Origin of the sequence: Demequina zhanjiangensis (genome assembly GCF_030418315.1) — a bacterium.
GTDB classification, from domain to species: domain Bacteria; phylum Actinomycetota; class Actinomycetes; order Actinomycetales; family Demequinaceae; genus Demequina; species Demequina zhanjiangensis.
The window spans coordinates 425,137-443,216 of the sequence record NZ_JAUHPV010000001.1; the positions used below are offsets into that span (position 1 = coordinate 425,137).

The 18,080-nt window shown below is 68.5% G+C and carries 19 protein-coding genes; all 19 read left to right on the top strand.

Going from position 1 to position 18,080, the window contains the following annotated elements; all coding sequences use genetic code 11:
* The first annotated feature begins 26 nt into the window (after window positions 1-26).
* On the top strand, window positions 27-692 hold the full coding sequence (locus QQX04_RS01995; RefSeq protein ID WP_301125699.1) for an L-threonylcarbamoyladenylate synthase: 666 nt from the start codon (window positions 27-29) through the stop codon (window positions 690-692).
* Window positions 689-1,954: an MraY family glycosyltransferase gene (locus QQX04_RS02000; protein WP_301125701.1), complete on the top strand. Its 1,266-nt coding sequence runs from the start codon at window positions 689-691 to the stop codon at window positions 1,952-1,954. Before QQX04_RS01995 ends, QQX04_RS02000 begins: the two co-directional genes overlap by 4 nt.
* Window positions 1,951-2,397, top strand: a complete 447-nt coding sequence (locus tag QQX04_RS02005; protein ID WP_301125703.1) for a Cg1360 family ATP-synthase-associated protein — start codon at window positions 1,951-1,953, stop codon at window positions 2,395-2,397. Before QQX04_RS02000 ends, QQX04_RS02005 begins: the two co-directional genes overlap by 4 nt.
* A gap of 77 nt (window positions 2,398-2,474) precedes the next feature.
* Window positions 2,475-3,335 carry a F0F1 ATP synthase subunit A gene (gene atpB, locus QQX04_RS02010; protein WP_301125705.1) on the top strand — a complete coding sequence of 287 codons (861 nt, stop codon included), beginning with the start codon at window positions 2,475-2,477 and terminating at the stop codon, window positions 3,333-3,335.
* A 51-nt stretch (window positions 3,336-3,386) separates the two neighbouring features.
* Window positions 3,387-3,620: an ATP synthase F0 subunit C gene (locus QQX04_RS02015; RefSeq protein ID WP_301125706.1), complete on the top strand. Its 234-nt coding sequence runs from the start codon at window positions 3,387-3,389 to the stop codon at window positions 3,618-3,620.
* Entirely contained in the window at window positions 3,620-4,189 is a 570-nt protein-coding gene (locus QQX04_RS02020) for a F0F1 ATP synthase subunit B (protein ID WP_301125708.1), read from the top strand. The genes QQX04_RS02015 and QQX04_RS02020 overlap by 1 nt, the downstream gene beginning before the upstream one ends.
* Before the next feature lie 3 nt (window positions 4,190-4,192).
* On the top strand, window positions 4,193-5,005 hold the full coding sequence (locus tag QQX04_RS02025) for a F0F1 ATP synthase subunit delta (protein WP_301125710.1): 813 nt from the start codon (window positions 4,193-4,195) through the stop codon (window positions 5,003-5,005).
* A 51-nt stretch (window positions 5,006-5,056) separates the two neighbouring features.
* Window positions 5,057-6,691, top strand: coding sequence for a F0F1 ATP synthase subunit alpha (gene atpA, locus QQX04_RS02030; RefSeq protein WP_301125712.1), 1,635 nt, complete (start codon window positions 5,057-5,059; stop codon window positions 6,689-6,691).
* A gap of 5 nt (window positions 6,692-6,696) precedes the next feature.
* Window positions 6,697-7,593: a F0F1 ATP synthase subunit gamma gene (locus QQX04_RS02035; protein WP_301125714.1), complete on the top strand. Its 897-nt coding sequence runs from the start codon at window positions 6,697-6,699 to the stop codon at window positions 7,591-7,593.
* A gap of 17 nt (window positions 7,594-7,610) precedes the next feature.
* Entirely contained in the window at window positions 7,611-9,116 is a 1,506-nt protein-coding gene (atpD, locus tag QQX04_RS02040) for a F0F1 ATP synthase subunit beta (protein ID WP_301125716.1), read from the top strand.
* Between the two features lie 3 nt (window positions 9,117-9,119).
* On the top strand, window positions 9,120-9,395 hold the full coding sequence (locus QQX04_RS02045) for a F0F1 ATP synthase subunit epsilon (protein ID WP_301125718.1): 276 nt from the start codon (window positions 9,120-9,122) through the stop codon (window positions 9,393-9,395).
* Window positions 9,396-9,401: 6 nt separating this feature from the next.
* Window positions 9,402-10,097, top strand: a complete 696-nt coding sequence (nucS, locus tag QQX04_RS02050; protein WP_301125722.1) for an endonuclease NucS — start codon at window positions 9,402-9,404, stop codon at window positions 10,095-10,097.
* A gap of 413 nt (window positions 10,098-10,510) precedes the next feature.
* Window positions 10,511-11,935 (top strand): PTS transporter subunit EIIC, encoded by a 1,425-nt coding sequence (locus QQX04_RS02055; RefSeq protein ID WP_301125726.1) that lies wholly within the window; start codon window positions 10,511-10,513, stop codon window positions 11,933-11,935.
* 76 nt (window positions 11,936-12,011) lie between these two features.
* Window positions 12,012-13,904 carry an oxidoreductase gene (locus QQX04_RS02060; RefSeq protein WP_301125732.1) on the top strand — a complete coding sequence of 631 codons (1,893 nt, stop codon included), beginning with the start codon at window positions 12,012-12,014 and terminating at the stop codon, window positions 13,902-13,904.
* Window positions 13,905-13,931: 27 nt separating this feature from the next.
* Window positions 13,932-14,411: a PTS sugar transporter subunit IIA gene (locus QQX04_RS02065; protein WP_301125737.1), complete on the top strand. Its 480-nt coding sequence runs from the start codon at window positions 13,932-13,934 to the stop codon at window positions 14,409-14,411.
* Window positions 14,408-15,259 carry a PRD domain-containing protein gene (locus tag QQX04_RS02070; RefSeq protein ID WP_301125740.1) on the top strand — a complete coding sequence of 284 codons (852 nt, stop codon included), beginning with the start codon at window positions 14,408-14,410 and terminating at the stop codon, window positions 15,257-15,259. The genes QQX04_RS02065 and QQX04_RS02070 overlap by 4 nt, the downstream gene beginning before the upstream one ends.
* A 106-nt stretch (window positions 15,260-15,365) precedes the next feature.
* On the top strand, window positions 15,366-16,814 hold the full coding sequence (locus QQX04_RS02075; protein ID WP_301125743.1) for a glycoside hydrolase family 1 protein: 1,449 nt from the start codon (window positions 15,366-15,368) through the stop codon (window positions 16,812-16,814).
* 165 nt (window positions 16,815-16,979) lie between these two features.
* Entirely contained in the window at window positions 16,980-17,291 is a 312-nt protein-coding gene (locus QQX04_RS02080; RefSeq protein ID WP_301125749.1) for an Rv1322 family protein, read from the top strand.
* A gap of 10 nt (window positions 17,292-17,301) precedes the next feature.
* Entirely contained in the window at window positions 17,302-18,027 is a 726-nt protein-coding gene (locus QQX04_RS02085; protein WP_301126019.1) for an alpha/beta hydrolase, read from the top strand.
* Window positions 18,028-18,080: the final 53 nt, after the last annotated feature.

Below are 18,080 nucleotides of genomic sequence, written 5' to 3' on the forward strand. Positions count from 1 at the left end.
TCCCCACTTCTGAGACACTGGGCTCCATGATCCTGCCGTGCTCGGACCCCAATGCGTGGGGCCCGTCGATCGATGCCGCCGTCCATGCCGTCGAACGGGGCGACGTGGTCGTCCTGCCCACCGACACCGTCTATGGGGTGGGGGCCGATGCGTTCCAGCCCGAGGCCGTGGCCGCGGTGCTCGCCGCCAAGGGCCGGGGCAGGCAGATGCCGCCCCCGGTGCTGATCCCCGACGCCCGCACCGTCGACGGACTCGCGTTCGATGTGCCCGAGTCGGCGCGCGCGCTCATGGAGGCCTGCTGGCCGGGTGCGCTGACCGTGATCGTGATGGCGCAGCCGTCGCTCGCATGGGATTTGGGGGACACTCACGGGACCGTGGCGCTGCGCATGCCCGACCACCCGGCGGCGCTCGCCCTGCTGCGTCGCACCGGTCCGCTGGCCGTGACGAGCGCCAACCGGACGGGCGCACCCGCGGCGACGACAGCGCAGGACGCTGAGGAGCAGCTGGGGGAGTCCGTCGCGGTCTACCTCGACGGGGGCGACAGCCCGCTGGGCGAGGCGTCCACGATCGTCGACGCGACCAACCCTGCCGGCCTGCGCATCGTGCGCGCCGGGGGAGTCTCCGAGGAGCGGATCGTCGAGATCGTCGGCGAGGACGCGCTCCTGGGCGCCCAGGAGGCCGACTCCGAGTGAAGGTCTATCTCACGCTGCTGCTCGTCGCCGCCCTGGTGACCTACGCGGCGACGCCTGCGATGCGCCATCTGGCGATGCGCGTCGGCGCGGTGACCGCGGTGCGCGCGCGTGACGTGCACGCGAAGCCGACGGCGCGCCTGGGCGGTGTGGCGATCTTCCTAGGGATCGCAGGCGGGCTGGTGCTCGCGAGCACGGTGCCGTTCCTCTCTCCGGTCTTCGACAACTCGCATGCCGCGTGGGGTGTGCTCGCCGGCGCTGCGCTCGTATGCGCGCTGGGGTTCGCCGACGACATCTGGGATCTGGACTGGATGGCGAAGCTCGCGGGTCAGATCCTTGCGGGACTGATCATGGCGTGGGGCGGCGTCCAGCTGGTGACGGTGCCGATCGCAGGGCTCACGATCGCGAGCTCGTACCTGTCGCTCTCGGCGTCGGTCGTCGTGGTCGTGGTCGCGATCAACGCGGTCAACTTCGTCGACGGGCTCGACGGCCTCGCCGCCGGCATGATCGCGATCGGCGGTCTCGCATTCCTCACCTACACGTACCTTCTCGCCCGGTCGGCCTCGCCGGGGGACTACTCGTCGCTCGCGAGCGTGATCCTCGCGGTGCTGGTCGGTGCGTGCCTCGGCTTCCTGCCGCACAACCTGCATCCCGCGCGCATCTTCATGGGCGACTCGGGCTCGATGGTGCTCGGCCTCACGATCGCGGCCGCCGCGATCGTCGTCACCGGTCAGATCGACCCGACGGTCGTCTCCGAGCGTGAGCGCATCCCCGCGTTCATCCCCATCGTCCTGCCGCTGATGGTCGTGGCGGTCCCGCTGATCGACATGGGGGCCGCCGTCATCCGGCGAACCCTGCGCGGGCAGTCGCCATTCGCGCCCGACGCGCACCACCTCCACCACCTGCTGCTCCGTGCGGGTCACAGCCACAGGTGGGCGGTGGGGATCCTCTACACGTGGACCGCTGTGCTGTCGTTCGGCACCGTCTCCACGGTGTTCCTCTCGACGACCGCCGCGATCGCCGTGGTCGCGTCGGGAATCCTGCTGGCGGGTCTCGTGACCTTCTCGCCTGGCCTGCGCCGCGGCGTCTCGCGTGCGTGGCGCGCGGGCGGCAGGAAGATGGCGCCCCTGCGGCGCCGGACGACGCCGGAGGGCCGTGAGAGGGAGATGCCCGGACATCGCGTCGAGTCTCGTGGAGACGACGCCGCAGACGCCGACGACGAGCCTGCGTCTCCCGCAGGTGACGCCATCAAGGAGGACGCATGACGGACGACGCTCCCACCCCGAGCGAGGCCGAGAGCGCGGTCTATCGCCGAGCCTTCCGTCTCGGGGGACTCGTGCTCGCTGGGGGTGCCGTGCTCGCGGCGCTGATCGGCTTCCTCGTCGCCGATGTCATGGGACTGTGGGCAGGTGTCGCAGGCATCGCCGTGGCGGCGCTCGCAGGCCTCATGACGCCGGCCGCGATGCAGCTCGCGCACCGGCAGCCGCCTCACGTCATGGCGGCCATCATCCTGGGCACCTGGCTCGCCAAGATGGTCGTGATCGTGATCGCCGTGCTGCTGCTCGGACAGATCGACGGATTCCCGCGGCCCGTGTTCGGGGTGGCCGTGATCGGGGGCATACTGGTGACCCTCGGCATCGACGCTGTGGTGCTGACTCGGGGACGCGTCCCATACACCACAAGTGGTTCGAAGGACCGGGACGAATAGGCTAGGGTTTATCCCGGTTCACCGACAGTCCCCCCTCAGTGCGTACGCAGCGCACGAGGTCAACCTGCTGGAGTCTGATGCGACACATTGTGGTAGCCGCAACCGCCGCCGAGGCGGCCGGTGACGAGCACGGCTCGTCCCAGAACTTCTTCCAGTGGCTCTTCAGCTCTGACGGATTCCACGCGCCCTCGCTGGCCGAGTTCGACCCCACGGCTCTGCTGTGGGAGGGGACGATCTTCGAGTTCAACAGGATCATGCTCGCGCGCGTCATCGCCGCGGTGTTCCTCATCGTGATCTTCGCCCTCGTCGTGGGACGCGCCAAGGTGGTCCCTGGACGTCTGCAGGCCTCGCTCGAGTTCATGCTCGACTTCGTGAAGACGCAGATCGTCGAGCAGGTGATGAGCAAGGCGGACGCCAAGCGCTTCCTGCCGTTCCTCTCGACGCTCTTCCTCGCGATCACGGTCTTCAACATCACCGGCGTGATCCCAGGCATCAACATCGCGGGCACCTCGCTCATCGGTCTCCCGATCGTGATGGCGCTCTGGGTGTGGATCATGTACCTGGGCGTCGGAATCAAGAAGCACGGGCTCGGGGGCTACCTGAAGAACAGCCTCTTCCCGCCCGGCGTCCCCAAGGGGATCTACCTGCTGCTGACTCCCATCGAGTTCCTGCAGGTCTTCTTCCTCCGTCCCGCGACGCTGGCGCTCCGACTCGCCGCGAACATGATCGCCGGACACATGCTGCTCGTCCTGTTCTTCGCGGCCACGCACTTCTTCTTCTTCGAGGCCGCAGGCTTCATGAAGGCGACAGGCGCGGTCACGTTCGTCGCAGGATTCGCCTTCACGCTCTTCGAGATCTTCGTCGCGCTGCTGCAGGCCTACGTCTTCACCATGCTCTCTGCCGTGTACCTGAACATGGCGCTCGAGGAAGAGCACTAGAAACCAGACCTGCCCGGTCGAGCGGCCGGGCACCAACGAAGGGAAAAGAAAGTGGACGTCACCACTCTCGCCGAGCTGACCGGTAACATCTCGACGGTCGGTTATGGCCTCGCCGCCATCGGCCCCGGCATCGGCCTGGGCATCCTGATCGGCAAGACCATCGAGGGCATGGCCCGCCAGCCTGAGGTCGCCGGCCAGCTCCGCGCCACCATGTTCATCGGTGTCGCGTTCGTCGAGGTGCTCGCACTGCTCGGCCTGGTCACCGGCTTCATCTTCACCTCCTGATGTTCGCGCTGTCCACGCTGGTGGTCGCCGCCGAGGAAGGCGGGGAGCACTCGAGCTCGTTCAACCCGATCATCCCGTCGAACTACGACCTGCTCTGGTCGACGATCATCTTCGTGATCATCGTCGTCGTCTTCCAGCGCTTCCTTCTGCCCACGCTGCAGAAGACGCTGGACGAGCGTGCGGCTCTCATCGAGGGCGGCATCTCGAAGGCGGAGAAGGCACAGGCGGAGGCGGCAGCGGCGCTCGAGGAGTACACGGCTCAGCTGACCGAGGCGCGCGCCGAGGCGGCACGCATCCGTGAGGACGCTCGCGCAGAGGCGCAGCAGATCCTCGCGGATACGCGCACCAAGGCGTCGGGCGAGGCCGAGCGCATCGTCGAGACGGCGAACAAGCAGATCGAGGCGGAGCGCCAGCAGGCGATCGTCTCGCTGCGCAGCGACGTCGGCGCGCTCGCCACCGAGCTCGCCTCGAAGATCGTCGGCGAATCGCTCGCGGACGATGCGCGTCAGCAGCGGGTCATCGACTCGTTCCTGAACGAGCTCGAGGCGAACGTGAAGGCGGAGGGCTAGTCGATGCGAGGAACGAGCCAGGCTTCCCGGGACGCGGTGCTGCGGGAGTTCGAGCCCGTCGCGAACGCGGCCGGTGCCGACGCCATGACGCTGGGAAGCCAGCTGTTCGTCGTGGTCGACGCGCTTGACGGCTCGGGCTCGCTGCGACGCGCCCTCACCGACCCTGCCCGCGACGCCGACGCCAAGTCGGTGCTCGTGAAGCAGCTGTTCGGCGGGTTCGACCCGCGGGTGGTCGACGCGGTCACCTCCTTCGCCGGCCGTCGCTGGTCCGAGGAGGCCGACCTCGCAGTCGCGGTGGAGGACGCAGGCGTCGAAGCGCTGCTGGCCGCCGCGCAGGCGAACGGCACGCTCGACACGGTCGAGGAGGAGCTCTTCGCGATGCAGCGCATCCTGGAGGGCGACCGCGACCTGCTCGTGGCGCTGTCCAACCGCTCCGCCTCGCGAGAGGTGCGGCTCGAGCTCCTTGAGGGCATCCTCAAGGGCCGCCTCGACGCCGTGACCCGCGCGCTTCTGCACCGCGCGGTGGAGAAGGTGCGCGGCCAGCGGCTGATCACCACGCTCAAGGCCTACGTCCAGGCAGCGGCCGCCCGTCGCGGGCGTCTGCTCGCCTCGGTCGTCTCGGCCGTGGAGCTCAGCGCCGCACAGCGCACCCGCCTCCACTCGATCCTCTCGTCCGCGTACGGACGCGAGGTCCAGCTCAACGTCGCCGTCGACCCCGAGGTGCTCGGCGGCATCAAGGTTCAGGTCGGGACGGAGGTCGTGGACGGCACCGTCCTCGCCCGCCTCGACGAAGCACGACGACGACTCGTCAGCTAGCGCTGACACGATCAACACCGCTACTGACGCGGAATCGACAGGAGACAGGTCATGACTGACGTGACGATCAGCCCCGAGGAGATCCGGGCTGCTCTCGACAGCTATGTGAAGTCGTACGAGCCGAAGGGCGCGGTTGCCGACGAGGTCGGCACCGTCACCCTCGCCGCCGACGGCATCGCCCAGGTCGAGGGCCTTCCGGGCTGCATGGCGAACGAGCTGCTGCGCTTCGAGGACGGCACGCTCGGCCTTGCGCTGAACCTCGACGTCCGCGAGATCGGTGTCGTCATCCTCGGCGAGTTCACCGGCGTCGAGGAGGGCCAGTCGGTGCAGCGCACCGGCGAGGTGCTCTCGGTCGCCGTCGGCGACGGCTACATGGGCCGCGTCGTGGACCCGCTGGGCAACCCGATCGACGGCCTCGGCGACATCGAGACGGAGGGTCGCCGCGCGCTCGAGCTGCAGGCCCCCGGCGTGATGGCCCGCAAGTCGGTGCACGAGCCGCTGCAGACCGGCCTCAAGGCGATCGACGCGATGATCCCGATCGGCCGCGGCCAGCGTCAGCTGATCATCGGTGACCGCCAGACCGGCAAGACCGCGATCGCGATCGACACGATCATCAACCAGAAGGCGAACTGGGAGACCGGTGACCCCTCGAAGCAGGTGCGCTGCATCTACGTCGCGATCGGTCAGAAGGGCTCGACCATCGCCTCGGTGCGCGGCGCCCTCGAGGAGGCAGGCGCGCTCGAGTACACGACGATCGTCGCCGCTCCCGCGTCGGACCCCGCAGGCTTCAAGTACCTGGCGCCCTACACCGGCTCGGCCATCGGCCAGCACTGGATGTACGACGGCAAGCACGTCCTGATCATCTTCGACGACCTGTCGAAGCAGGCCGAGGCCTACCGCGCCGTGTCGCTTCTGCTGCGCCGCCCGCCGGGCCGCGAGGCGTACCCCGGCGACGTGTTCTACCTGCACTCCCGCCTGCTGGAGCGTTGCGCGAAGCTGTCGGACGAGATGGGTGCCGGCTCGATGACGGGTCTGCCGGTCATCGAGACCAAGGCCAACGACGTCTCGGCGTACATCCCGACCAACGTGATCTCGATCACCGACGGCCAGATCTTCCTCCAGTCGGACCTGTTCAACGCGAACCAGCGCCCCGCGATCGACGTCGGTATCTCCGTGTCCCGCGTCGGTGGCTCCGCGCAGGTCAAGGCGATGAAGTCGGTCTCCGGAACGCTGAAGATCGACCTGGCGCAGTACCGCTCGCTCGAGGCGTTCGCGATGTTCGCCTCCGACCTCGACGCGGCGTCCCGCCAGCAGCTGACGCGTGGCGCGCGCCTCATGGAGCTGCTCAAGCAGCCCCAGTACTCGCCGTACCCCGTCGAGGAGCAGGTCGTCTCGATCTGGGCAGGCACCAAGGGCAAGCTCGACAAGATCGCGCTCGCCGACGTGCTCCGCTTCGAGCGCGAGCTTCTCGACCACCTGCGCCGCAACACGTCGGTCCTCGACGACATCGCCTCGAGCGGCAAGCTCGAGAAGGAGACCGAGGAGGCGCTCGCCACCGCCGTGGACGACTACCTCTCGACTTTCCTCGCGACTGAGGGCACCGAGCTGAGCACGACCGCCTCCATCGAGGGCGGCGGCGAGGCCGGTTCCGAGCAGGAGCAAATCGTCGCGAACAAGAAGAAGTAGGGACGATGAGCGGCAAGCAGCGCGAGTACCGGGGGCGGATCCGGTCCACGCAATCGCTGAAGAAGATCTTCCGCGCGATGGAGCTGATCGCTGCCTCGCGTATCGGGAAGGCTCGTCAGCGACTGGGTGAGTCCGCGCCGTACACCCGCGCCATCCAGCGTGCGATCAGCTCGGTGGCCTACCACTCCCACACGGACCACCCCCTGACGTCCGATCGTGACGACACGAACCGCGTCGCGGTGCTCGTCATCACCGCGGACCGAGGGATGGCCGGCGCGTACTCGGCGAACGTCATCCGCGAGGCCGAGCGCCTGCGGGAGCGCCTCGAGGCCAATGGCAAGGAGGTCGTCCAGTACGCCTCCGGTCGTCGCGCGGTCTCGTACTACCGCTTCCGCAACCGCGAGCTCGCGGCCGAGTGGGACGACGGCTCGGACTCCCCGAAGTTCGAGCGTGCGATCGAGATCGCCGACACCCTCTACGACGCGTTCAGCGCGGCTCCCGAGGATGGCGGGGTCTCCGAGATCCACGTCGTCTACACGCGGTTCAACTCGATGGTCAACCAGGAGCCGTGGGTCATCCGCATGCTCCCGATCGAGATCGTCGAGGGCGTCTCGGAGCCCAGCGCCGAGGTCACCCCGCTGTACGACTTCGAGCCGAGCGCCGAGGAGGTGCTCGACTCGCTGCTGCCGCGTTACATCCGTGCCCGCATCTTCACGTGCCTCCTGCAGGCCGCGGCCTCGGAGCTCGCGAACCGCCAGCGCGCGATGAACACCGCGGTCACGAACGCGGAGGACATCATCCGTCAGTACACCCGACTCGCCAACTCGGCGCGTCAGGCAGAGATCACCCAGGAAATCAGCGAGATCGTCTCGGGCGCGGATGCGCTCGCGGCAGGCTCGTGATCGGAAGCGAGAGAGCAATGACTCCCACTGCGAAGACCGCCAAGACCGTCGGCGACGAGGTCGACGAGGCCACACCCGCCGCACGCGGCCCGGTCACCGGTCGCGTCGCCCGCGTGATCGGCCCCGTGGTCGACATCGAGTTCCCCGCGGACGCGATCCCGGACATCTACCACGCGCTCACCACTGAGATCGACCTGTCCAGCCAGGGCGAGGACGAGGGCGTGCTCCACATGACGCTCGAGGTCGCGCAGCACCTCGGCGACAACATGGTGCGTGCGGTCGCCCTGAAGCCGACCGACGGCCTGGTGCGTGGCGCGACCGTCACGGACACCGGCAAGCCGATCTCGGTGCCCGTCGGCGACGTCACCAAGGGCCACGTGTTCAACGTGACCGGTGAGGTCCTCAACGCCGAGGAGGGCGAGAAGATCGAGATCACGGAGACGTGGCCGATCCACCGCAAGCCCCCGGCCTTCGACCAGCTCGAGTCGAAGACCTCGATGTTCGAGACCGGCATCAAGGTCATCGACCTCCTGACCCCCTACGTGCAGGGTGGAAAGATCGGTCTGTTCGGTGGTGCGGGCGTCGGCAAGACGGTCCTCATCCAGGAGATGATCTACCGCGTCGCCAACAACCACAACGGTGTGTCGGTGTTCGCGGGCGTCGGCGAGCGTACCCGTGAGGGCAACGACCTCATCGAGGAGATGACCGACTCGGGCGTCATCAAGCAGACCGCCCTGGTGTTCGGCCAGATGGACGAGCCGCCGGGCACGCGTCTCCGCGTCGCCCTGTCCGCCCTCACGATGGCGGAGTACTTCCGCGACGTGCAGAAGCAGGACGTGCTGCTGTTCATCGACAACATCTTCCGCTTCACGCAGGCGGGCTCCGAGGTGTCGACCCTGCTGGGCCGCATGCCGTCGGCCGTGGGCTACCAGCCCAACCTGGCCGACGAGATGGGTCAGCTGCAGGAGCGCATCACCTCGACCCGCGGTCACTCGATCACCTCGCTGCAGGCGATCTACGTGCCTGCGGACGACTACACCGACCCGGCTCCGGCCACCACCTTCGCGCACCTCGACGCGACGACCGAGCTCTCGCGTGAGATCGCGTCGAAGGGTCTGTACCCCGCGGTGGACCCGCTGACCTCGACGTCGCGCATCCTCGACCCGCGCTACGTGGGCAAGGACCACTACGAGGTGGCGAACCAGGTGAAGTCGATCCTCCAGCGCAACAAGGAGCTGCAGGACATCATCGCCATCCTCGGTGTCGACGAGCTGTCCGAGGAGGACAAGATCATCGTCGCCCGTGCGCGCAAGATCCAGCAGTTCCTGTCGCAGAACACCTACATGGCGACGCAGTTCACCAGCGTTCCCGGCTCGACCGTCCCGCTGAGCGAGACCATCGAGGCGTTCAAGGGCCTCGTGAACGGCGAATACGACCACATCGCCGAGCAGGCGTTCTTCAACATCGGTGGTCTCGAGGACCTCGACAAGGCGTGGAACCGCATTCAGAAGGAGATCGGCTAGCCCATGGCCGCCACCATCTCCGTCTTCATCGTCGCCCCGGACCAGACTCTCTGGTCCGGGACGGCGCGGTCGGTGTCCGCTCCCACGGTCGAGGGTTCGATCGGTCTGCTCGCGCAGCACGAGCCGGTGCTGTCGGTGCTGCGCGCCGGCACCGTGGCAGTGGTCGCGGATGACGGTGCGCGGACGGAGCTGCCCATCACCGGCGGCTTCCTGTCGTTCGACGAGGACACGGTGACGATCGTCACCGATCCTGGGTCGGGCGTCGCCGCAGCCGAGTAGCGCTCGATGCGGGTAGTCATCGCCCGTTGCGCCGCCCGGTACACCGGGCGGCTCAGCGCCCACCTTCCCCTCGCGACCCGCGCCATCATGGTCAAGGCCGACGGCTCGGTGCTGCTGCACTCCGACGGTGGCTCGTACAAGCCCCTGAACTGGATGAGCCCTCCCTGCACCATGAGGGAGCTCGCTCCCGAGCCCGAGGCCGTCGAGCGCGGCGTCACGCACGTGTGGGTGGTGCAGCACCAGAAGTCGGATGACCGGCTCGAGATCGATCTGCACGAGATCCTGTCCGACACGGAGCACGAGCTTGGCGTCGACCCTGGACTGGTCAAGGACGGCGTCGAGGCGCACCTCCAGGAGCTGCTCGCCGAGCAGGTGCACCTGCTCGGCGACGGCCACACCCTCGTGCGCCGCGAGTACATGACAGCCATCGGCCCGGTCGATATCCTCGCTCGGGACGCGACCGGCGCCGCGGTCGCGGTCGAGATCAAGCGTCGCGGTGAGATCGACGGCGTGGAGCAGCTCACGCGGTACCTGGAGCTCATGAACCGCGACCCGCTGCTCGCGCCCGTCACGGGAGTCTTCGCCGCGCAGGAGATCAAGCCGCAGGCGCGCGTGCTCGCCGAGGACAGGGGCATCCGCTGCCTCCTGCTCGACTACGAGGGCATGCGCGGTGCAGAGGACCTCTCGACGCGGCTCTTCTAGCCCCACTCCGGCCGCTCGCGACGCGTGACAGCGGGGGTAGGCGCCTCGCGTCACACATGGCGCTCCGCGCGTCACGCGTGGCGCTGGCGCGGTCCCGTCGGCGCCAGCGAGGGACGTCACCGTCAACGGGTCGTAGCGGGGAGCCGGAAGGACCGTGAGTGTCGAGTTGCGCGGATTCGGCGAAGCGCGCCATACTGGCGGCGCAGTGCCCGTCACTGCATGGTTTTGGGATTGTGACTCCTTGAGGCGATACCCGGACCTGGTACATGGCTCAGTTGCCGTATGCCGGTCCGGTGTCTGCGCTCCGGACCAGCGTCGGTCCGTTCAATGGAGAACATCGTGTTCCACATCCGATTCACCCCTCGTCGCGCGACAACGCGCGACCTCTCGCTCCGTGCAGGAAGCGAGGCGCGATGATGTACGAGAAGTTCGCGCACGAAGCGGTCGCCGCAGTCGGCGGCCCTGACAACATCCGCGGCGTGACCCACTGCGCGACTCGCCTGCGATTCCAGCTCCACGACACCTCGATCGTCGACAAGGCGCGCATCGAGGCGCTCGACGAGGCGATCGGCATCCGCCAGTCCGGTAGCCAGATCCAGATTGTCGTCGGCACCGATGTGCCGCAGGCGCATGCCGCCGTCGAGGCCCTCTACGACCTCGAGGGCGGTGGCGGCGCCGCTTCCGCGGCTCCGGGCGAGGACGGCGCGACAGGAACGAATCCAGCGTCGGCGGCCAAGGGATCGATCTTCGACCGGATCCTCGGCACGATCTCCGCGATCTTCACGCCGTACATCCCGCTGCTCGCCACCGTCGGAATCCTGAAGGGCGCGATCGACCTCGCGGTGAACTTCGAATGGATGTCCGCGGAGTCCAACACGTACATGATCCTGCAGGCGCCGTGGTCGGCGATGCTGTACTTCTTCCCGATCCTCCTCGCGTTCACCGGTGCCAAGCAGTTCGGCGCGAACCCGTACATCGGCGCGCTGATCGGAGCCTCGCTCGTGGAGCCAGGCCTCGTGGGCGTGGCGCAGTCGGGGGCCAACCTCGACTTCTTCGGGATCCCGTTCGTCGCGCAGTCGTTCGGCGGCACGGTCATCCCGATCATCCTGGGCATGTGGGCGTTCGGCTACCTGGAGCGGTGGCTCAAGAGCGTGATGCCGAAGATCACGCATCTGTTGCTGGTGCCGCTCGTGTCGGTGCTCGTGATGGTGCCGCTCATGCTCCTCGTGTTCGGACCGCTCGGCTTCGGCATCGCGAACCTGATCGCCGAAGGCTATGAGTGGCTCGTGGGCTACCCGATCCTGCTCAGCGCCGTGTTCGGCGCGTTGTTCATCTACGTCATCATGATCGGCGCGCACTGGGTCGTGATCCCGATCCAGCTTGGCATCCTCGCCGAGCAGGGGTACGAGTACTCGCTGGCTGCGGGTGGCATGGGCAACTACGCGCTGCTGGGCGTGGTGCTCGCGGTGATGATGCTCAGCCGGGACAAGCAGATGCGCCAGGTCGCGGGTTCCGCCGCCTTCGTGAACGCGCTGTCGGGCATCACTGAGCCCGGCCTCTATGGCGTCGTCCTGAAGAACAAGCGCTACTTCGCGGCGCTGACGCTGGGTGGCCTCGCAGGCGGACTCGTGTGCGGGTTCACGGGCACCTACATCACGTCGTTCGCCTTCACAGGCCTGTTCGGTCTGCCTGCGTTCGCCTCGTCGCCGACGGCCGCGAGCTACTTCGTCGCAGTCGCCGTGGCGATCGCGGTCGGATTCGCGGTCACGGCGCTGATCGAGCGGGGCCGTCGTCGTCCTGCAGCCGATCCCACTGAGAAGGAGACGGTCAGCGCCTGAGGCGCCCACCTCTCGCCCTATCGACGCGGTGCGCGTCGGCACGACGCCGGCGCGCACCGCGCAAGGAGAACCACTGATGGACTACCCCATGCTGTTCAGCCCTCTGCTGATCAACGGGATGATGACGAAGAATCGCATCGTCGCGACGCCGACGAGCGATCACTTCGAGGACAAGGCGCTCGGGGGCGCGGGTATCGTGATCGCCGGCCACGCGATCGTCGAGCCGGGTCGGTCGAGCTACTCGTCAGGCGACGAGCCCGACGCGTTCGCGAAGTACGAGGTCGAGGCGACCCGCAGGCGCATCCTCAAGGTGCACCAGGGCGGCGCGCGGGCGTCGATCGAGATCTTCCACGGCGGCGAGCATGCGCGCGTGAAGGACTTCGCGCGCGGACCGGACGCGAAGGTGCGTGCCGACGGCGTCGAGGTGCGCGCGATGACCGAGGCCGACATGGAGGAGGTGCTCGAGCATTTCGCGAGGACGGTCCGCAACGCGCGTGACGTCGGCTTCGACATGGTGTTCATGCACTTCGGTCATGGGTGGCTGCCCGCGCAGTTCCTGTCGCCCCGCACCAACCACCGGACCGATGAGTACGGTGGCTCGCTCGAGAACCGTGCACGCTTCCCGCTGCGCATCCTCGAGACGGTGCGCGAGGCTGTCGGGGCCGACTTCCCGGTCGACATGAGGATCAGCGCGGTCGAGTTCATGGAGGGCTCGATCGAGTTCGACGACGTGAGGCAGTTCATCCAGTGGGCGGAGCCGTACATCGACGCGGTGCAGATCTCTGCGGGAGTCGACATCGGTATCGAGGGCAACGTCCACATGGCGACCACGAACTTCGAACCGCATCACCCGAACGCGCACTGGGCGGCGCAGGTGCGCGAGGTGGTCCAGATCCCCGTCGGCGTCGTGGGAGCGGTCATGTCCCCGGACGAGGGGGAGCGGCTTCTCCAGGAGGGGGCGGTGGACCTGATCGCTCTCGGTAGGCCCCTGATCGCGGATCCGGAGTGGCCCCGCAAGGCGCAGGAGGGGCGCGCCTCGGACATCACGCCGTGCCTGCGGTGCCTGCAGTGCTATCACATCTCCACCGAGCGCAGGCATGTCGGCTGTTCGGTCAACCCCCGCTTCTGGAACGAGGAGTTCATCCCCCGCACTCTGACTCCGGCGGTCTCTCCGAAGCGGCTGGTCGTGGTGGGCGGCGGACCGGCGGGCATCACGGGAGCGCTGACGGCATCTCGGCGAGGTCACGAGGTCATCCTGCTCGAACGTGAGGGCGAGCTCGGGGGCCAGCTCCGCTGGATCGCTCAGGAGCGGTTCAAGGAGGACATCGCCGCCTACCTCGCGCACCTCGTGCGGCAGGTCGAGTCGAGCAGCGTCGACGTGCGTCTGGGCGTCGAGGCGACGCGCGACTCGGTGGCCGAGCTCAGGCCTGACGCACTGATCATCGCGGTCGGCGCGCGCGAGATCGCCCTTCCGGTCCCAGGCGTGGACCTTCCTCATGTGCTCACGGGAAATGAGGCGGTGGAGCGGGAGCACGAGATCGGGGAGGCGGTCGTCATCCTCGGGGCGGGTCAGATCGGCACCGAGATCGGCCTGGAGCTCGCGACCTTCTCCGACCGCCACGTGACGTTGCTGGACACCGGAGACACCTATGCGAGGCGCGGGAACACCCTCTACCGGGAGGGTTTGAGGCAGAAGCTCGAGGCGGTCGCTGGGCGTCTCGAGTTCGCGTGGGGGACCGCGTGCGAGCGGATCGAGGAGGACCGTGTCCTGGCCCGCGACGCCGACGGGGCGCGTCGGGAGCTCCGAGCGGACACGGTGATCGTCGCCGTCGGCATGACCCCCCGGGACGTGGAGGCGCAGCGCTTCTACGGAATCGTGCCGGAGGTCGTGACGGTCGGCGACTGCGTCCGACCCCGAATCATCCAGGACGCCGTGTTCGAGGCGCATTCCTACGCCATGAACCTGTAAGCAAGACCTGAAGGAGACTAGACGAAAGTGTCGACCATCATCACAGCTCTCTCACCCGTCGCGGGCGCGATAGTGCCGCTGGCGGAGACCAGCGACCCCATCTTCGCCGGAGGTGCGCTCGGCCCCGGCATCGCGGTGCAGCCCGCCGACGGCACGATCGTCGCGCCCGTGCCTGGCACCTTGAGGACGGTGCTGCCGCACGCCTATGGCATCGCGACCGACGACGGCGTCGAGATCCTGGTGCACGTGGGGATCGACACTGTCGAGCTCGAAGGCCGTCACTTCGAGCCCGCCGTCGCTGTCGGCGACCGGGTGACCGCCGGACAGCTGCTGGCGCGCGCAGACTTCGAGGCGATCGCAGGCGAGGGCTTCGACACGGTGACGATCCTCGTGGTCACCAACGCGGATCCGGGCGGAACCGTCGCACCGTGCGCCGACGGCAGTGTCGCGCGTGGAGCTGCAGTCCTCCGCCTCGAGGGCGCGTCCGGCGGGGCGGTGCCCCGATGAGGATCCTCAAGATCTTCAACAACAGCGTGCTCCTGGCGGAGAGGGAGGACGGCAGCGAGGTCGTGATCCGCGGCCCGGGCGTCGGCTTCTCCCGTTCTGCAGGCGAGCTCGTGGACGACGCGCTCGTCGACAAGGTGTACGTGCCGTCGGGCGCGACGCCCGTGGAGCGGGTGGTGCAGCTGCTTCTGGAGATCCGGCCGGAGATCCTCGCGGTCGCCGACGAGATCCTCGAGGAGGCGCGAGGAGGGCTTCGCGCACACGTGAGCGAGCACGCCGTGCTCCCGCTTGCGGACCACCTGAACTTCGCCGTGGAGCGAGCGGAGAGCGGCGATGCCTCGGAGTACCCGCTCAGGTGGGAGGTGGGGACGCTCTACCCGCAGGAGACGGCGCTCGCCCATCGCGCGATCGCGCTCGTCGAGACGGCGGTCGGCGTGCGTCTCCCTGACTCGGAGGCGGGACCGCTCGCGCTGCACCTGGTGAACGGTCAGATCGTCGAGGGTTCGATGGCTCTCGCGGCTCACATGACGGACGTCCTCGCGCGCTGTCTCACGCTCGTCTCGGAGCGGTGGGCCGGCGCCGTCGAGCCTGAGGGGATTGATGCCTCGCGGTTCGTGACCCACGTGCGCTATCTGATCGCACGGTCCCTCGAGGGCAAGGCTGCTCCGGCGCTGGACGTGCGGGTGGCCGAGGCGCTGAGGACGGCGAACTCGACCGAGTACGCGGTCGCGAGCGAGGTTGCGGGAGTCCTGGAGGAGGAGTTCGAGTTCGCGGTGGGGGAGGACGAGCGGCTGTACCTCACCGTGCATGTCGCGAGGCTTGCCGCGCGATCGGAGTCGGTGAGCGGCTGATCTGCGGTCGCTTGCGGCGTCGGCTCCCGTGCGCCTGGACCGGTTTCCCTGTCAGAGTCGCGCCTCTGCGCGCGCATCGTCGAAACGTTTCGGTAGACTGGTGCGCATGACTTCACGCTTCCCTGACGACTTCCTGCTCGGCGCTGCCACGGCGTCCTACCAGATCGAGGGCGGCGCGACCGAAGGCGGCCGCGGCGTCTCCATCTGGGACACCTTCACCCACACCCCCGGCAAGGTCGTCGGGGGAGACACCGGCGACGTCGCGTGCGACCACTTCCACCGCTGGGAGTCCGACATCGACATGATGGAGGACCTCGGGCTGCAGGCGTACCGCTTCTCCATCGCGTGGCCGCGCGTGCAGCCGCTCGGCACCGGCGCCTTCAACGACGAGGGCATCGCGTTCTACCGCGGCATCGTCGACCGGCTCAAGGCCAAGGGCATCACCCCGCTCGTCACCCTGTACCACTGGGACCTTCCCCAGCCGCTCGAGGACGAGGGCGGCTGGCTCAGCCGCGACACCGTCGACGCGTTCGTGGTCTACGCGGAGCGCATGGTGCAGGAGCTCGGCGCCGACGTCGACTTCTGGACCACGTTCAACGAGCCGTGGGTCAGCTCCTTCGTCGGCTACGGGGCGGGCGCGCACGCTCCCGGTCACTCTGACGACGTGGAGGCGCTGATCGCCGCGCACCACCTGAACCTCGCGCACGGCCGCGCGTATCGCGCCATGAAGGCGGTCAGGTCGGAGCTGCAGATCGGGCTCGTCAACAACTGCCACACGCCCCGCCCGTGGGACCCGTCCAACCCCAAGGACCGCTGGGCTGCGGCGCACATCGACGCGCTCGCGAACACCATGTTCCACGAGCCGTTCACCCACGGCACCTACCCCGAGGTGCTGAAGCCGAACACCGCGCACCTCACCGACTGGTCGTTCGTGCATGACGGCGACCTCGAGGAGATGCACGGCGCGATCGACTGGTTCGGCGTCAACTACTACGCCTCCCACATCGTCCGCCACAACCCGCACAAGGGTGCGGCGACGTCGGACGTGGCGACGCTCGCGGACGGCCACAAGGCCGGCGCCAACTCGCCGTGGCCAGGCGACGAGGAGATCGAGTTCATGCCGCCGCTGGGCGACCTCACCGCCATGGGCTGGAACATCGATCCCGACGCGCTGCACGCCCACCTGCTGAAGATCCACCGGGAGACCGGCAAGCCGATCTATGTCACCGAGAACGGCTCCGCGTGGGACGACGTGATCGCCGAGGACGGCCGCGTGCACGACGACGCGCGCATCGCCTACTTCCGCTCGCACCTGGGCGCCGTGCTCAAGGCGGTCGACGAGGGCGCGGACGTGCGCGGGTACATGGCGTGGTCGCTCATGGACAACTTCGAGTGGGCGCAGGGCTACGCCAAGCGCTTCGGCATGGTCCACGTGGACTACGACACCCTCGTGCGCACGTGGAAGGACTCGGCGTACTGGTACCGCGAGACCCTGCGGACGCGCGAGATCGCGCCCGCGGAGGTCGAGATCGAGACGCCCGCGCGCACCTATTGAGCGACGCCCGAGCGGGCCTGAGCCTCCTCGGGGAGACAGGAGCGCGTCGGGAGCGGACGCGAGTCTCCTGGCGGACGCACGACGCCGACAGGGGAGGCCGTGACGGTACGTGGCGGAGCACCCTGGCCGCACAGGACACGCTCGAGGCTTTCGTAGACTGTCGGCATGCCCTCGAAGCGCCGATCCTCGAAGCGCCCGTACGGTCAGCCCCATCAGGAGCTGGACGTCGAGCGCCTCGCGGGCTCCGTCGGCGCGAGGCGTGAGCGCGGCCCGCGCGGCGAGGAGTACCTGGTCGCCGTGCCGCGACCCAACGATCGCACCTACACGTGCCCCGCGTGCGGCCAGGAGATCGACGGTGCGACGCCGCATCTCGTCGCCTGGGCTGCGGACGGCCTCTTCGGGTCCGACGCCGCCGCCTCCGCTCGCCGCCACTGGCACACGCACTGCTGGAACACCTTCGGGAGGACCCGTGGCTGACGCCGCCGACATGACCGAGATCCGTTCGACCTCGGTGCTGCCCGCGATCCGCGAGGAGATCGAGCTGCACACCGCCGACGGCCTGACCCTCGTGGGTGAGCTCGCGCTGCCCGCCTCCGGTCAGGTGGCCGCGACGCTGGTCACGATGCACCCCCTGCCCACGCACGGCGGCTTCATGGACTCTCACGTGTTCCGGAAGGCGGCGTGGAGGCTGCCGCACCTCGCAGATGTCGCCGTGCTGCGTTTCAACACGCGGGGCACCTCGTCCCCGCGGGGGCGCTCGGAGGGCGAGTTCGACGGCGGCGCAGGGGAGGCGCACGACCTGAGGGCCGCCGTGGCATACGTCCACGAGCGCGGCCTGCCGAACGTCTGGCTGGTCGGCTGGAGCTTCGGCACCGAGGTGACTCTGATGCATGGCGCCGATCAGGACGTGGTCGGAGCGATCCTGCTCTCTCCGCCCCTGCATCGTGCCCAGCCCGCCGACTTGGAGCGCTGGGCCGCGACGGGCAGGCCCGTGACGGCGCTGGTGCCTGAGCACGATGACTTCCTCAAGCCGGACGAGGCGCGCGAGCGGTTCGCGCCCCTCACCCAGCTCGAGCTGGTGCCCGTGGCCGAGGCGAAGCACCTGTGGGTCGGCGAGAAGTACGTGCGGATCGTGCTCGACGAGATCGTGGCACGGGTTGCGCCCGCTCGCGCGCCGCTTCCCACCGAGGTGCCCGCGTCCGTGTTGCAATAGGAGAGCGGCGGCCGACGGGCCGCCGCACCACTGTCCCGCCCAGCCTGGAGGAG

What these genes read in the sequence shown, in the direction of transcription:
- QQX04_RS01995 (WP_301125699.1), top strand. Translation starts at nt 27, where the DNA reads ATGATCCTGCCGTGCTCGGACCCCAATGCGTGGGGCCCGTCGATCGAT.
- QQX04_RS02005 (WP_301125703.1), top strand. Translation starts at nt 1,951, where the DNA reads ATGACGGACGACGCTCCCACCCCGAGCGAGGCCGAGAGCGCGGTCTAT.
- atpB (WP_301125705.1), top strand. Translation starts at nt 2,475, where the DNA reads ATGCGACACATTGTGGTAGCCGCAACCGCCGCCGAGGCGGCCGGTGAC.
- QQX04_RS02020 (WP_301125708.1), top strand. Translation starts at nt 3,620, where the DNA reads ATGTTCGCGCTGTCCACGCTGGTGGTCGCCGCCGAGGAAGGCGGGGAG.
- QQX04_RS02025 (WP_301125710.1), top strand. Translation starts at nt 4,193, where the DNA reads ATGCGAGGAACGAGCCAGGCTTCCCGGGACGCGGTGCTGCGGGAGTTC.
- atpA (WP_301125712.1), top strand. Translation starts at nt 5,057, where the DNA reads ATGACTGACGTGACGATCAGCCCCGAGGAGATCCGGGCTGCTCTCGAC.
- QQX04_RS02035 (WP_301125714.1), top strand. Translation starts at nt 6,697, where the DNA reads ATGAGCGGCAAGCAGCGCGAGTACCGGGGGCGGATCCGGTCCACGCAA.
- atpD (WP_301125716.1), top strand. Translation starts at nt 7,611, where the DNA reads ATGACTCCCACTGCGAAGACCGCCAAGACCGTCGGCGACGAGGTCGAC.
- QQX04_RS02045 (WP_301125718.1), top strand. Translation starts at nt 9,120, where the DNA reads ATGGCCGCCACCATCTCCGTCTTCATCGTCGCCCCGGACCAGACTCTC.
- nucS (WP_301125722.1), top strand. Translation starts at nt 9,402, where the DNA reads ATGCGGGTAGTCATCGCCCGTTGCGCCGCCCGGTACACCGGGCGGCTC.
- QQX04_RS02055 (WP_301125726.1), top strand. Translation starts at nt 10,511, where the DNA reads ATGATGTACGAGAAGTTCGCGCACGAAGCGGTCGCCGCAGTCGGCGGC.
- QQX04_RS02060 (WP_301125732.1), top strand. Translation starts at nt 12,012, where the DNA reads ATGGACTACCCCATGCTGTTCAGCCCTCTGCTGATCAACGGGATGATG.
- QQX04_RS02070 (WP_301125740.1), top strand. Translation starts at nt 14,408, where the DNA reads ATGAGGATCCTCAAGATCTTCAACAACAGCGTGCTCCTGGCGGAGAGG.
- QQX04_RS02075 (WP_301125743.1), top strand. Translation starts at nt 15,366, where the DNA reads ATGACTTCACGCTTCCCTGACGACTTCCTGCTCGGCGCTGCCACGGCG.
- QQX04_RS02080 (WP_301125749.1), top strand. Translation starts at nt 16,980, where the DNA reads ATGCCCTCGAAGCGCCGATCCTCGAAGCGCCCGTACGGTCAGCCCCAT.
- QQX04_RS02085 (WP_301126019.1), top strand. Translation starts at nt 17,302, where the DNA reads ATGACCGAGATCCGTTCGACCTCGGTGCTGCCCGCGATCCGCGAGGAG.